This is a genomic window from Citrobacter sp. CK195 (assembly GCF_030333365.1).
GTDB classification, from domain to species: Bacteria; Pseudomonadota; Gammaproteobacteria; order Enterobacterales; family Enterobacteriaceae; genus Citrobacter_B; species Citrobacter_B koseri.
In genome coordinates this window covers 498,300-512,443 of sequence record NZ_JAOWGB010000024.1, presented here as the reverse complement: position 1 = coordinate 512,443, position 14,144 = coordinate 498,300, and the positions used below count along the sequence as shown (strand labels likewise).

8 protein-coding genes are annotated in these 14,144 nt (G+C 56.9%); 7 read left to right on the top strand and 1 reads right to left on the bottom strand.

Annotated features, from left to right (window positions below; translation table 11 throughout):
- Positions 1-318 precede the first annotated feature (318 nt).
- The 6 genes from araB (at position 319) to rluA (ending at position 10,493) form a co-directional block, all read left to right on the top strand.
- Positions 319-2,028 (top strand): ribulokinase, encoded by a 1,710-nt coding sequence (araB, locus tag OGX93_RS13535; protein ID WP_049008525.1) that lies wholly within the window; start codon positions 319-321, stop codon positions 2,026-2,028.
- 10 nt (positions 2,029-2,038) lie between these two features.
- Positions 2,039-3,541: an L-arabinose isomerase gene (gene araA, locus OGX93_RS13530; RefSeq protein WP_060815966.1), complete on the top strand. Its 1,503-nt coding sequence runs from the start codon at positions 2,039-2,041 to the stop codon at positions 3,539-3,541.
- 98 nt (positions 3,542-3,639) lie between these two features.
- Entirely contained in the window at positions 3,640-4,335 is a 696-nt protein-coding gene (araD, locus tag OGX93_RS13525) for an L-ribulose-5-phosphate 4-epimerase (protein ID WP_049008529.1), read from the top strand.
- Between the two features lie 97 nt (positions 4,336-4,432).
- Positions 4,433-6,784 carry a DNA polymerase II gene (gene polB / locus OGX93_RS13520; protein WP_286449870.1) on the top strand — a complete coding sequence of 784 codons (2,352 nt, stop codon included), beginning with the start codon at positions 4,433-4,435 and terminating at the stop codon, positions 6,782-6,784.
- A gap of 131 nt (positions 6,785-6,915) precedes the next feature.
- Positions 6,916-9,822, top strand: a complete 2,907-nt coding sequence (rapA, locus tag OGX93_RS13515) for an RNA polymerase-associated protein RapA (protein ID WP_286449871.1) — start codon at positions 6,916-6,918, stop codon at positions 9,820-9,822.
- A gap of 11 nt (positions 9,823-9,833) precedes the next feature.
- A complete protein-coding gene (gene rluA / locus OGX93_RS13510; protein WP_012134110.1) occupies positions 9,834-10,493 on the top strand; it encodes a bifunctional tRNA pseudouridine(32) synthase/23S rRNA pseudouridine(746) synthase RluA in 660 nt (219 codons plus the stop codon).
- A gap of 99 nt (positions 10,494-10,592) precedes the next feature.
- Here the strand turns inward: rluA and djlA are convergent, their stop codons facing one another.
- The gene (gene djlA, locus OGX93_RS13505) at positions 10,593-11,408 is read right to left on the bottom strand and encodes a co-chaperone DjlA (RefSeq protein WP_012134111.1); all 816 of its coding nucleotides are present in this window, start codon (positions 11,406-11,408) and stop codon (positions 10,593-10,595) included.
- 376 nt (positions 11,409-11,784) lie between these two features.
- Here djlA and lptD point away from each other — a divergent pair, with 376 nt between their 5' ends.
- Positions 11,785-14,142, top strand: a complete 2,358-nt coding sequence (lptD, locus tag OGX93_RS13500; protein WP_049011438.1) for an LPS assembly protein LptD — start codon at positions 11,785-11,787, stop codon at positions 14,140-14,142.
- Positions 14,143-14,144: the final 2 nt, after the last annotated feature.

Genomic DNA, 14,144 nt, shown 5'->3' with positions numbered 1-14,144 from the left:
CTGAGAAGAAACCAATTGTCCATATTGAGTGAGACATCTTCACCTTCCCCTCTGCGCCCCGCCGTCATTGCGATTACGGACCATCAACCCCGCTTGCGAAAAGAGATTTGTAACAAAGGCCGATTGCGAAGGCGATAAAAACGGGTAACAAAAGTGTCTATAACTACGACAGAAATGTCCACATTGAATATTTGCACGGCGTCACACTTTGCAATGCCATAGCATTTTAATCCATAAGATTAGCGGATCCTGCCTGACGGTTTTTATCCCCGCTATCTACTGTTTCTCCATACCTGTTTTTTTCGATGGAGTAAGACGATGGCGATTGCAATTGGCCTCGATTTTGGCAGTGATTCAGTTCGTGCTCTGGCGGTGGATTGCGCCACCGGGGAAGAGATCGCCACCTGCGTAGAGTGGTATCCCCGCTGGCAGGAAGGGCGCTATTGCGACGCCCCGAACAACCAGTTCCGCCATCATCCACGCGACTACATAGAGTCAATGGAAGCTGCGTTGAAAAACGTTCTCGCGACCCTGAGCGCGTCACAGCGTGGCGAGGTGGTCGGCATCGGCGTCGACAGCACCGGCTCCACCCCCGCCCCCATTGATGCCGACGGCCACGTACTGGCGCTGCGTCCTGAGTTCGCCGAAAACCCGAATGCGATGTTCGTCCTGTGGAAAGATCACACCTCGGTCGAAGAAGCGGAAGCCATCACCCGCCTGTGCCATACGCCGGGCAAAACCGATTATTCCCGCTACATCGGCGGTATTTACTCCAGCGAATGGTTTTGGGCGAAAATTCTGCACGTTACGCGTCAGGACAGCGCCGTCGCGCAGGCCGCCGCCTCCTGGATTGAGCTGTGCGACTGGGTGCCAGCCCTGCTCTCCGGCACCACGCGCCCGCAGGATATTCGCCGTGGTCGCTGTAGCGCCGGACATAAATCGCTGTGGCATGAGAGCTGGGGCGGTTTGCCGCCCGCCAGTTTCTTCGATGACCTCGATCCCATCATCAACCGCCACCTCGCCTGGCCGCTGTTTACCGATACCTTCACTGCCGATCTGCCGGTTGGCACGCTGTGCGCGGAGTGGGCGCAACGCCTCGGCCTGCCGGAAAGCGTGGTCATCTCTGGCGGCGCGTTTGACTGCCATATGGGCGCGGTTGGCGCGGGCGCGCAGCCGAATGCGCTGGTGAAAGTGATCGGCACATCGACCTGCGACATTCTGATTGCCGACAAGCAGAGCGTCGGCGACCGTGCGGTGAAAGGCATTTGCGGCCAGGTAGACGGCAGCGTCGTGCCTGATTTTATTGGCCTGGAAGCGGGACAATCGGCGTTCGGCGATATCTATGCCTGGTTTGGCCGCATTCTCGGCTGGCCGCTGGAGCAGCTTGCGGCGCAGCATCCTGAACTGAAAGACCAAATCGCCATCAGCCAAAAGCAGCTACTCCCGGCGCTGACCGAGGCGTGGGCGAAGAATCCATCGCTGGATCATCTGCCCGTGGTACTCGACTGGTTTAACGGTCGCCGCACGCCGAACGCTAACCAGCGTCTGAAAGGGGTGATTAGCGATCTGAATCTCGCCACCGATGCGCCAGCGCTGTTTGGCGGGCTGATCGCCGCCACCGCCTTCGGCGCACGCGCCATTCAGGAATGCTTTACCGAACAGGGCATTGCCGTCAACAACGTGATGGCGCTGGGCGGCATAGCCCGTAAGAATCAGGTGATCATGCAGGCCTGCTGCGACGTGCTCAACCGCCCGCTACAGATTGTCGCCTCAGACCAGTGCTGCGCGTTAGGCGCCGCCATTTTTGCCGCCGTCGCCGCAAAAGCGCATGTCGATATCCCTGCCGCACAACAAAAAATGGCCAGCGCCGTAGAGAACACCCTGCAACCGCGCCCGGAACAGGCTCAACGCTTCGAACAGCTTTATCAGCGCTACCGGCAGTGGGCGGTCAGCGCTGAACAACACTATCTTCCGACTGCCGCCCCGGCGCCAAAAACCCCGGTCAGCCAGGCAACCCTGACCCATTAAGGACACGACAATGACGATTTTTGACAACTATGAAGTGTGGTTTGTGATTGGCAGCCAGCATTTGTATGGCTCTGAAACGCTGCGCCAGGTTACTCAGCATGCCGAACATGTGGTAAAGGCGCTGAATACCGAAGCGAAACTGCCCTGCAAACTGGTGCTGAAGCCGCTGGGGACGTCGCCTGACGAGATCACCGCGATTTGTCGTGATGCCAATTATGACGATCGCTGTGCGGGCCTGGTGGTCTGGCTGCACACCTTCTCGCCCGCGAAAATGTGGATTAACGGGCTGAGTATTCTCAACAAGCCGCTGTTGCAGTTCCACACCCAGTTCAATGCCGCCCTGCCGTGGGACAGCATCGACATGGACTTTATGAACCTGAATCAGACCGCGCACGGCGGACGCGAGTTTGGTTTTATCGGCGCGCGTATGCGTCAGCAGCACGCGGTAGTGACCGGTCACTGGCAGGACAAACACGCGCACGCGCGTATCGGCTCATGGATGCGCCAGGCGGTCTCCAGACAGGACACCCGCCACCTGAAAGTGTGCCGCTTTGGCGACAACATGCGTGAAGTGGCCGTGACCGACGGCGATAAAGTGGCGGCGCAGATCAAGTTCGGCTTCTCGGTGAATACCTGGGCGGTGGGCGACCTGGTACAGGTCGTGAATGCGGTTAGCGACGGCGACATTAACGCGCTGGTGGATGAATACGAAAGCCGCTATACCCTGACGCCCGCGACGCAAATTCACGGCGACAAGCGGCAGAACGTGCTGGAAGCCGCGCGTATTGAACTGGGCATGAAGCGCTTTCTGGAACAGGGCGGCTTCCACGCGTTCACCACGACGTTTGAAGATTTGCACGGCCTGAAGCAGCTTCCAGGACTGGCCGTACAGCGCCTGATGCAACAGGGCTACGGTTTCGCTGGCGAAGGCGACTGGAAAACCGCCGCGCTGCTTCGCATCATGAAAGTGATGTCTGGCGGTTTGCCGGGCGGCACCTCATTTATGGAGGATTACACCTACCACTTTGAGAAGGGCAACGATCTGGTGCTCGGCTCGCACATGCTGGAAGTATGCCCGTCTATCGCGGTGGAAGAAAAACCGATCCTCGACGTGCAGCACCTCGGCATCGGGGGTAAAGACGCGCCCGCACGTCTGATCTTCAACACCCAAACCGGCCCGGCGATCGTCGCCAGCCTGATCGACCTCGGCGATCGCTATCGTCTGCTGGTCAACTGCATCGACACCGTAAAAACGCCGCATGACCTGCCGAAGCTGCCGGTCGCCAACGCGCTGTGGAAAGCCCAGCCGGATCTGACCACCGCATCCGAAGCGTGGATTCTCGCCGGTGGCGCGCATCACACCGTCTTCAGCCATGCGCTGGATCTGAACGATATGCGCCAGTTCGCAGAGATGCACGATATTGAAATCACCGTCATCGATAACGATACCCGCCTGCCCGCCTTTAAAGACGCGCTGCGCTGGAACGAAGTTTATTACGGTTTCAAACGTTAACAGTTGCCGGATGGCGGCGTAAATGCCTTATCCGGCCTACAGGTCGCACCAACCTTGTAGGCCGGATAAGCGCAGCGCCATCCGGCGTGGAGACAGCTATGTTAGAAGATCTCAAACGTCAGGTGCTGGAAGCCAATCTGGCGCTGCCAAAACACAATCTGGTGACTCTCACCTGGGGGAACGTCAGCGCCATCGATCGCGAGCGCGGCGTCTTCATCATTAAACCTTCCGGCGTCGACTACAGCGTGATGAGCGCAGAGGATATGGTGGTGGTCAGCATTGCCACGGGTGAAGTGGTGGAAGGAACGAAAAAGCCCTCCTCCGATACGCCGACCCACCGTCTGTTGTATCAGTCTTTCCCGTCGATTGGCGGCATCGTCCACACCCATTCGCGCCACGCGACCATCTGGGCGCAGGCCGGGCAATCCATTCCGGCGACGGGGACGACCCATGCGGACTATTTTTACGGCACGATCCCCTGCACGCGCAAAATGACCGATGCGGAGATCAACGGCGAATATGAATGGGAAACGGGCAACGTCATCGTCGAAACCTTTGAAAAACAGGGTATCGATGCCGCGCAGATGCCCGGCGTGCTGGTGCATTCACACGGTCCGTTCACCTGGGGCAAAAACGCCGAAGACGCGGTGCATAACGCCATTGTGCTGGAGGAGGTCGCCTGTATGGGCATCTTCTGCCGCCAGCTTGCGCCACAGTTGCCGGATATGCAGCAAACGTTGCTGGATAAGCACTACCTGCGCAAACACGGGGCGAAGGCCTATTACGGGCAGTAACGGATAGCCCGACGGCGCAACCATACCTGTATAAAACCACAGCAAAACGTTCCGAACCAGGCTATAATCATGCCTGGTTTTTTAATGAGTACGCAGCGTGGCGCAGGCAGGTTTTATTTTAACCCGGCACTGGCGGGATACCCCGCAAGGAACAGAGGTCTCATTCTGGCTGGCAACGGACACCGGTCCTTTGCAGGTCACGCTCGCGCCGCAGGAGTCGGTCGCGTTTATCCCTACGTATCAGGCCGCCCGCGTCACCTCGCTGCTGAGCACAGAAAACGGCTATCGCCTGACGCCGCTCAATTTGCAGGATTTTCATCGCCAGCCCATCTCGGGGTTGTACTGCCGCTCGCACCGACAGCTGATGCGTCTGGAAAAACAGCTGAAAGAACAGGGCATAACGGTCTATGAAGCCGATGTGCGCCCGCCGGAACGTTACCTGATGGAGCGGTTTATCACCGCTCCCGTTTGGCTGGAGGGCGACACAAAAGACGGCGCGATCGTCAATGCCCGCCTGAAACCGCACCCAGACTACCGCCCCCCGCTGAAATGGGTATCGCTGGATATTGAAACCACCCGACACGGCGAGCTGTACTGCATTGGCCTGCAAGGCTGCGGACAACGCGTCGTTTTTATGCTCGGCCCGGCGAATGGCGATGCCTCGGCGCTGGATTTCCAGCTTGAGTATGCGGCGAGCCGCCCGCTGCTGCTGGAAAAACTCAACGACTGGTTTGCCCGGCACGATCCCGATGTGATCATCGGCTGGAACGTGGTGCAGTTTGATTTACGCATCCTGCAAAAACATGCCGAGCGCTATCGTATCCCTTTACGTCTGGGGCGCGACAACACCGAGCTGGAATGGCGCGAGCACGGTTTCAAGAACGGCGTGTTTTTCGCCCAGGCCAAAGGGCGGTTGATCATTGACGGCATTGAGGCGCTCAAATCCGCGTTCTGGAATTTCTCATCATTTTCACTGGAAACCGTGGCCCAGGAGCTGCTTGGCGAAGGGAAATCGATCGATAATCCCTGGGACAGAATGGACGAAATTGACCGCCGTTTCGCCGAAGATAAGCCCGCGCTCGCCACGTATAACCTCAAGGACTGCGAGCTGGTGACGCAGATTTTTCATAAGACGGAGATCATGCCGTTTTTACTGGAGCGCGCCACCGTTAACGGTCTGCCCGCTGACCGCCACGGCGGTTCTGTCGCCGCCTTCGGTCATCTCTATTTTCCCCGTATGCATCGCGCCGGTTACGTTGCGCCGAATCTCGGTGAAGTCCCGCCGCATGCCAGTCCTGGCGGTTACGTGATGGACTCGCGCCCTGGCCTGTATGACTCCGTACTGGTGCTGGATTATAAGAGCCTGTACCCGTCGATCATTCGCACGTTCCTGATCGACCCGGTTGGGCTGGTGGAAGGGATGGCGCAACCGGACCCGACACACAGCACCGAAGGCTTTCTTGACGCCTGGTTCTCGCGAGAAACGCACTGTCTCCCGGAGATCGTCACGCAGATCTGGCACGGGCGCGATGAGGCCAAACGCCACGGCAATAAACCGCTGTCCCAGGCGCTGAAGATCATCATGAATGCGTTTTACGGCGTGCTCGGGACGACGGCCTGCCGCTTTTTCGATCCCCGACTGGCCTCGTCGATCACCATGCGCGGCCACGCGATCATGCGTCAGACCAAAGCGCTGATCGAGGCGCAGGGTTATGACGTGATCTACGGCGATACGGATTCCACTTTCGTCTGGCTGAAAGGCGCGCATTCTGAAGACGAGGCGGCAAGGATTGGCCGCGAGCTGGTGCGTCATGTGAATGACTGGTGGACGCAATCCCTGCAACAGCAAAAACTGACCAGCGCGCTGGAATTAGAGTTTGAAACCCACTTCCGCCGTTTTCTGATGCCGACCATTCGCGGGGCGGACACCGGCAGCAAAAAGCGCTATGCCGGGCTGATTCAGGAAGGCGAGAAGCAGCGAATGGTATTTAAAGGGTTGGAGACCGTGCGCACCGACTGGACGCCGCTGGCGCAACGATTCCAGCAGGAGCTTTACCTGCGTATCTTCCGCCAGGAACCCTATCAGGAGTATGTCCGGGAAACCATCGATAACCTGATGACGGGCAAGCTGGATGAACAGTTGGTTTACCGCAAGCGACTGCGCCGCCCGTTGAGCGAATATCAGCGTAACGTTCCGCCGCACGTTCGCGCCGCCCGGCTCGCCGATGAACAAAACATCAAACTGGGGCGCCCGGCGCAGTATCAGAACCGAGGCACGATCAAATACGTGTGGACGACTAACGGCCCTGAGCCGCTGGATTACCGGCATTCACCGCTGGATTACGAGCACTATTTAACCCGCCAGCTACAGCCAGTCGCAGAGGGAATACTTCCCTTCATCGATGATAATTTTGCTACACTACTCACAGGACAACTGGGGTTATTTTGACGCGTGACGAATGCGCCGCCATCCATTACCATAGCGCCCTTTCCATTCCTGGACCCAATTAACACTGCTGCCATTCTATTTTGGTAGCGGGTGATTATTGCCTGCAATTAAAGATATAGAGCCGAACATATATGCCTTTTACACTTGGTCAACGCTGGATCAGCGATACAGAAAGCGAACTGGGACTTGGAACCGTCGTCGCGATGGATGCGCGAACTGTCACCTTACTTTTCCCGGCGACAGGTGAAAACCGTCTGTATGCGCGCAGTGACTCCCCCGTGACCCGCGTGATGTTTAACCCTGGTGATACGATTACAAGCCATGAAGGCTGGCAGCTACAAATCGATGAAGTAAAAGAAGAAAACGGCCTGCTTGCCTATACTGGCACCCGCCTTGATACCGAAGAAACCGCCGTCACGCTGCGTGAAGTCTTGCTCGACAGCAAGCTGGTTTTCAGTAAACCGCAGGATCGCCTGTTCGCCGGGCAAATCGACCGGATGGACCGATTCGCCCTGCGCTACCGCGCACGTAAATTTCAGAGCGAGCAGTACCGCATGCCGTGGAGCGGCCTGCGCGGTCAGCGCACCAGCCTGATTCCCCACCAGCTCAACATTGCCCATGATGTCGGTCGCCGCCACGCGCCGCGCGTCCTGCTGGCGGATGAAGTGGGCTTAGGAAAAACCATCGAAGCCGGGATGATCCTGCACCAACAGCTGCTGTCTGGCGCGGCGGAACGCGTGCTGATCATCGTCCCGGAAACCCTGCAACATCAGTGGCTGGTTGAAATGCTGCGCCGCTTCAACCTGCGCTTCGCGCTGTTCGACGACGAGCGTTACACCGAAGCCCAGCACGATGCCTACAACCCGTTTGAAACCGAGCAACTGGTTATCTGCTCGCTGGACTTCGCGCGTCGCAACAAACAGCGTCTGGAACATCTGTGCGACGCACAATGGGACCTGCTAGTCGTCGATGAAGCTCACCACCTGGTGTGGAGCGAAGACGCGCCAAGCCGCGAATATATGGCGATTGAACAACTGGCGGAACGCGTGCCTGGCGTCCTGCTGCTGACCGCAACGCCGGAACAGCTGGGCATGGAAAGCCACTTCGCCCGTCTGCGTCTGCTCGACCCGAGCCGTTTCCACGACTTCGAACAATTTGTCGAAGAGCAAAAAAATTATCGCCCGGTCGCCGACGCCGTCGCCATGCTGCTGGCAGGCAACAAGCTGAGCAACGAAGAGCTGAACATGCTCGGCGACCTGATTGGCGAGCAGGACATCGAACCGCTGCTGCAAACGGCGAACAGCGACCGCGATGGCGCGCAGAATGCCCGCCAGGAACTGGTCTCCATGCTGATGGACAGACACGGCACCAGCCGCGTACTGTTCCGCAACACCCGTAACGGCGTCAAAGGCTTCCCGAAACGCGAGCTGCACACCATCAAGCTGCCGCTGCCAACGCAATATCAGACGGCGATTAAAGTCTCCGGCATTATGGGCGCGCGTAAAAGCGCGGAGGACAGAGCGCGCGATATGCTCTACCCGGAGCAGATTTATCAGGAATTCGAAGGGGATAGCGGCACCTGGTGGAACTTCGACCCGCGCGTGGAGTGGCTGATGGGGCATCTGACCAGCCACCGCTCGCAGAAAGTGCTGGTGATCTGCGTGAAAGCCGCCACCGCGCTGCAACTGGAGCAGGTGCTGCGCGAGCGCGAAGGCATCCGCGCCGCCGTATTCCATGAAGGCATGTCCATTATTGAACGTGACCGCGCCGCCGCGTGGTTTAGCGAAGAAGACAGCGGCGCGCAGGTTCTGCTGTGCTCGGAAATCGGTTCTGAAGGCCGTAACTTCCAGTTCGCCAGCAACCTGGTGATGTTTGACCTGCCGTTTAACCCGGATTTGCTGGAGCAGCGTATTGGCCGTCTGGACCGTATCGGTCAGGCGCACGATATTCAGATCCACGTTCCGTATCTGGAAAAAACCGCGCAGTCCGTGCTGGTTCGCTGGTATCACGAAGGGCTGGATGCCTTTGAGCACACCTGCCCAACCGGTCGCGCCATCTACGATACGGTGTATCACGATCTGATCGCTTACCTGGCGACGCCTGAAAACACCGACGGTTTTGACGCGCTGATCAAAACCTGCCGCGAGCAGCACGAAGCGCTGAAGGCGCAGCTGGAGCAAGGGCGCGACCGTCTGCTGGAGATCCACTCTAACGGCGGCGAGAAAGCGCAGGCACTGGCAGAGAGCATTGAAGAACAGGATGACGACACCAGCCTGATCGCCTTCGCCATGAACCTGTTTGATATCGTCGGGATTAACCAGGATGACCGTGGTGAAAACCTGATTGTGCTGACGCCTTCCGATCATATGCTGGTGCCGGACTTCCCTGGCCTGCCGGAAGATGGCTGCACCATTACGTTCGAGCGTGATGTGGCGCTGTCGCGTGAAGATGCGCAGTTTGTTACCTGGGAACATCCGCTGATTCGCAACGGCCTGGATCTGATTCTGTCTGGCGATACCGGCAGCAGCACGATTTCACTGTTGAAAAACAAAGCGTTGCCGGTGGGAACGCTGCTGGTGGAACTGGTGTATGTCGTTGAAGCGCAGGCGCCGAAACATTTACAGCTTAACCGTTTCCTGCCGCCGACGCCGGTGCGCATGCTGCTGGATAAAAACGGCAATAACCTGGCCGCGCAGGTGGAGTTTGAAACCTTCAACCGCCAGCTGAGCGCCGTTAACCGTCATACCGGCAGCAAGCTGGTCAACGCGGTGCAACAGGACGTACACGCGATTCTGCAACTGGGCGAAGCGCAGGCGGAGAAATCGGCCCGGGCGCTGATCGACGCCGCGCGTAGCGAAGCGGATGAAAAACTGTCTGCCGAACTGTCGCGTCTGGAAGCGCTGCGCGCCGTTAACCCGAACATCCGTGATGATGAACTTGCGGCGATCGACAGCAACCGTCAGCAGGTAATGGAAAGCCTGGATCAGGCCAACTGGCGTCTGGATGCCTTGCGTCTTATCGTCGTCACGCATCAGTAACGGAGCAAAAAATGGGGATGGAAAACTACAATCCGCCGCAGGAGCCCTGGCTGATTATCCTGTATCAGGATGAGCACATTATGGTGGTCAACAAGCCCAGCGGCTTGTTGTCCGTGCCGGGCCGCCTTGAGGAGCACAAAGATAGCGTGATGACGCGTATTCAACGCGATTATCCGCAGGCGGAGTCGGTGCATCGTCTGGATATGGCGACCAGCGGCGTGATTGTAGTGGCGCTGACCAAAGCGGCGGAACGGGAACTGAAACGCCAGTTCCGCGAGCGTGAGCCGAAAAAACAGTACGTTGCGCGCGTGTGGGGGCATCCAGCCCCTGCCGAAGGGCTGGTTGATTTACCGCTGATCTGCGACTGGCCGAACAGGCCGAAACAGAAAGTGTGCTATGAGACAGGTAAGCCTGCGCAAACCGGGTATGAGGTGGTGGACTTCGCTGCGGATAACACCGCACGGGTGGTGCTTAAACCGATTACCGGGCGTTCTCATCAGCTACGTGTGCATATGCTGGCGTTGGGACACCCCATTCTCGGCGATCGCTTCTACGCGTCGCCAGAAGCGCTGGCGATGGCACCGCGTCTGTTGCTGCATGCCGAAACGCTAACCATCACCCATCCCGCGTATGGCAACAGTATGACCTTTAAAGCCCCGGTAGATTTTTAAATTCTGTACCCATTTTTGCCGGGGGCGCTTCGCTTGCCCGGCCTACCGTTCTCAACGTAGGCCGGATAAGACGCTTTACGTCGCCATCCGGCAAAACCATTATTTAAAACCTTTCTGCTCTTTAATCATTTCATACGCTTTCTGAATTTCCTGCGCTTTTTGCTTCGCCATCTCCATCATCTCCGGCGGCAACCCTTTTGCGACCAGTTTGTCCGGGTGGTGCTCGCTCATCAGTCTGCGGTACGCGCGTTTAATGGTTGTCGCATCATCTGTCGGCTTAACCCCCAGCACATTGCAGGCATCTTCCAGCGTAGGGCCACGCTGCGCCTGCTGCCAGCCGCCACCGGACTGCTGTTGCTGATAACCGCCGCCAAACTGCGCCCCGCCCTGCATCATGCGTAAGAACTGATCAAACTGAGCGCGGGAAATCCCCAGCTCCTCGGCGATAACGTACAGCACTTCCCGCTCGTTCGGATGCAGCGTTCCATCCGCAAACGCCGCCTGAATCTGAATTTCCAGAAACATCCGTATCAGATCAAACCGCCCAAAGCAGACGCTGCGAAACTGGCGCATTTTTTCACGTAACGGGTAATTATCCGATTTTCCCACGCGAAACGCGTGTTGGGCGGCGGTACGTGATTCGCCGTGTAAGTTCATCCGGTCCATCAACTGGCTGGCAATATGGATATCCGCTTCCGTCACGCGCCCTTTCGATTTGGTTAAATGCCCCATGACCTCAAAAGTGGTGGCGAAAAACAGTGCCTGCCGTTCACGCTGATTGGCGAACCATGCCATTTTGCGGCTGCGGGCTTTGTCGAACATGTGGCCTATCAGCAGACCTAATACCACGCCCCAGAAGCCGCCTCCCATCATCAGCGCCACTGCGACACCTACAATCTTTCCCCAGTACTGCATAGACTCCCCAAATCTTTACGCTGACAGTGAGGCTATGTCCCACAATATAGAGTGCTTTTCCTGGAATGAAGGCTGCGGTCAATTGTGGGACATCGCCTATAATTTGCATTATCATACCTGTCATTCAATGCCGTGCCTAACACCACAGACACATACCCATTGGATTTCACGTTGCAGCAAGACCGCCGCACAGCCGCCAGACGCTTATCCAGGCAAGTCGCCGGGGGCATGCGAATAACGTCCACGAAAGCGCAACCTGAAAGACGACGGGTAGAAAAGGGACAGGATTAACACTAGCGTAGTGAAGATGAGTACGTTAGTCTCTGACCGTTTGTCACGCGCAACGCTACTGATGATGGAACAATAAATACAACGTATGAAAAAACGTATTCCCACTTTCCTGGCCACCATGATCGCCAGCGCCCTTTATAGTCAGCAGGGACTGGCCGCCGACCTTGCCTCGCAGTGCATGTTGGGTGTGCCAAGCTACGACCGTCCTCTGGTGAAAGGCGAGACGAACGAATTACCCGTGACGATCAACGCCGATCACGCGAAAGGGAACTACCCGGACGACGCGGTATTCACCGGTAATGTCGATATCAACCAGGGTAACAGTCGCCTGCAAGCTGACGAGGTGCAACTCCATCAAAAAGAGGCGCCAGGCCAGCCGGAACCGGTGCGTACCGTCGATGCGCTCGGCAACGTCCATTATGACGACAATCAGGTTATTCTGAAGGGGCCGAAAGGCTGGGCGAACCTGAACACCAAAGACACAAACGTGTGGGAAGGCGACTACCAGATGGTCGGCCGTCAGGGGCGCGGGAAAGCGGATCTGATGAAGCAGCGTGGCGAAAACCGCTATACCATTCTGGAAAATGGCAGCTTTACCTCCTGTCTGCCAGGCTCCGATACCTGGAGCGTTGTGGGCAGCGAAGTGATTCACGATCGTGAAGAGCAGGTAGCGGAAATCTGGAACGCCCGTTTTAAACTGGGTCCGGTTCCCGTCTTTTACAGCCCTTATTTACAGCTGCCGGTCGGTGACAAACGCCGCTCCGGTTTCCTGATCCCAAACGCGAAGTACACCACCAAGAACTATTTTGAGTTCTACCTGCCGTATTACTGGAACATCGCGCCCAATATGGACGCCACCATTACGCCGCATTATATGCACCGTCGTGGCGGTGTCATGTGGGAGAATGAGTTCCGCTACCTCAGCCAGGCGGGCGCGGGTTTAATGGAGTTCGACTATCTGAATTCCGATCGCGTTTACGACGATGAGCATCCGAACGACAGCAACTCCCGTCGCTGGTTGTTCTACTGGCGTCATGGCGGCGTGATGGATCAGGTATGGCGCTTTAATGTCGACTATACCAAGGTCAGCGACTCCAGCTACTTCAATGACTTTGACAATAAGTACGGTTCCAGTACCGACGGTTACGCCACGCAGAAATTCAGCGTCGGCTATGCCGTGCAGAACTTTGATGCCACGGTGTCAACCAAACAGTTCCAGGTATTCAGCGATCAGAATACCAGCAGTTACTCCGCTGAGCCGCAGTTAGACGTTAACTTCTACCAGAATGACGTTGGTCCATTCGATACGCGTATTTACGGCCAGGCCGTGAAGTTTGTGAACACCCGAGACAACATGCCGGAAGCGACTCGCGTTCACCTGGAGCCAACCATCAATCTGCCGTTATCGAATCAGTGGGGCAGCATCAATACTGAAGCGAAGCTGCTGGCGACGCACTACCAGCAAACCAATCTGGACTCGTACAACAACAATTCGCGAAACGTCAATAAACTCGATGAGTCGGTTAACCGCGTAATGCCGCAGTTCAAAGTCGATGGCAGGATGGTGTTTGAACGCGATATGACGACGTTGGCACCTGGTTACACCCAGACGCTAGAGCCGCGCGCGCAGTATCTGTACGTTCCCTATCGTAACCAGAGCAGCATCAATAACTACGACTCCTCATTATTGCAGTCCGACTACAGCGGCCTGTTCCGCGACCGCACATATGGCGGTCTGGACCGTATCGCCTCCGCAAACCAGGTCACGACCGGCGTCACATCGCGTATTTATGATGATGCCGCAATTGAACGTTTTAATGTTTCCGTGGGTCAAATCTACTATTTCACGGAGTCTCGCACCGGCGATGACAACATAACCTGGGAGAATGACGACAAAACGGGCTCACTGGTTTGGGCGGGCGACACCTACTGGCGTATCTCCGACCGCTGGGGACTGCGTAGCGGCATTCAGTACGACACGCGTCTGGACAGCGTCGCGACCAGCAGCAGTACGATCGAATACCGTCGCGATGAAAATCGTCTCTTACAGTTGAACTACCGTTATGCCAGCGCGGAATATATTCAGGCTACGCTGCCGTCTTATTCCACTGCGGAGCAGTATAAAAACGGGATTTCCCAGGTCGGGGGCGTTGCCAGTTGGCCGATTGCCGATCGTTGGTCTATCGTAGGCGCTTACTACTTTGATACCAATGTGAATAAGCCTGCCGACCAGATGCTCGGCGTGCAGTACAACTCCTGCTGCTATGCGATTCGCTTCGGTTATGAGCGTAAGCTGAACGGTTGGGATAACGATAAAGAACACGCTGTTTATGACAACGTGATCGGCTTTAACATTGAATTGCGTGGTCTGAGCTCCAACTACGGTCTCGGCACCAAAGAGATGTTGCGTTCGAACATTTTGCCGTATCAAAGCTCTCTGTGATT

Excerpts from the sequence above, each read along its gene's own strand:
- araD (WP_049008529.1), top strand. The coding sequence starts at position 3,640 with ATGTTAGAAGATCTCAAACGTCAGGTGCTGGAAGCCAATCTGGCGCTG.
- araB (WP_049008525.1), top strand. The coding sequence starts at position 319 with ATGGCGATTGCAATTGGCCTCGATTTTGGCAGTGATTCAGTTCGTGCT.
- lptD (WP_049011438.1), top strand. The coding sequence starts at position 11,785 with ATGAAAAAACGTATTCCCACTTTCCTGGCCACCATGATCGCCAGCGCC.
- araA (WP_060815966.1), top strand. The coding sequence starts at position 2,039 with ATGACGATTTTTGACAACTATGAAGTGTGGTTTGTGATTGGCAGCCAG.
- rluA (WP_012134110.1), top strand. The coding sequence starts at position 9,834 with ATGGGGATGGAAAACTACAATCCGCCGCAGGAGCCCTGGCTGATTATC.
- djlA (WP_012134111.1), bottom strand. The coding sequence starts at position 11,408 with ATGCAGTACTGGGGAAAGATTGTAGGTGTCGCAGTGGCGCTGATGATG.
- rapA (WP_286449871.1), top strand. The coding sequence starts at position 6,916 with ATGCCTTTTACACTTGGTCAACGCTGGATCAGCGATACAGAAAGCGAA.